The sequence below is a fragment of the Deltaproteobacteria bacterium genome (assembly GCA_011773515.1).
Classification (GTDB): Bacteria; Desulfobacterota; Deferrimicrobia; order J040; family J040; genus WVXK01.
In genome coordinates this window covers 27,706-28,337 of sequence record WVXK01000058.1, presented here as the reverse complement: position 1 = coordinate 28,337, position 632 = coordinate 27,706, and the positions used below count along the sequence as shown (strand labels likewise).

The window sequence follows — 632 nt, the reverse complement described above, 5'->3', positions numbered from 1 at the left end:
AAGCCGATTTCGGCAAGGATCGTGATCCACTCGCTCGCAACGGGAATGTCAAGGAGGCTCTTCCCGATGATGACCCCGAAGAGTATCTCGGCCACGACGGGGGGCATCCGGAGCCTCCCGGCGATGTTCGGGAGCAAAAGGGCCGCCGTGGCGATGATCATCAGGGAAAGGGCTTGTTCAACCTGCATGTGCCTGAGAGGGGGCGTCCCCCCGATCCTCCTTGGCCGGGAATGGATGAGTCAATGCGTCACCACCAGGACGGAGCAGGGGCTGCGCTCCGCGATGAGATGCCCCACGTGGGGTTTCAGGAAAGGAACGTTCTCCGTCGTGCTCCCGATGATGACCAGGTCGTGGTCTGCGGCGAGCTTTACGACTTCCTTCACCGTGTTTCCCTCGAGGGTTACCAGTTCGATCGGTATCCGGTAAATTCCCGCTATCTCCCGGGCATGGGCTTTTGCCAGGTCGGTCCACCTCCCCGGCTCCTCGCCCCGGATAAATGCCGGCTCCGTCACGATCACCACCGATATCTTCCCGTCGACCTGACGGGCGATGTCGTGGGCTACTTCCAGCGCCAGGGCCGCGACCTTCGTGGCGTTGTAGGGGACGAGAATCCTGCTGTAGGGGGCGCTGTT

General features: G+C 62.0%; 2 protein-coding genes. Both read right to left on the bottom strand.

What is annotated here, in order from left to right; genetic code table 11:
* The coding region (locus tag GTN70_06660; protein ID NIO16667.1) for a cation:proton antiporter at positions 1 to 188 on the bottom strand (188 nt) is incomplete at its 3' end.
* Positions 189 to 239: 51 nt separating this feature from the next.
* A partial coding sequence (locus GTN70_06655) for a universal stress protein (protein NIO16666.1) occupies positions 240 to 632 on the bottom strand: 393 nt, incomplete at its 5' end.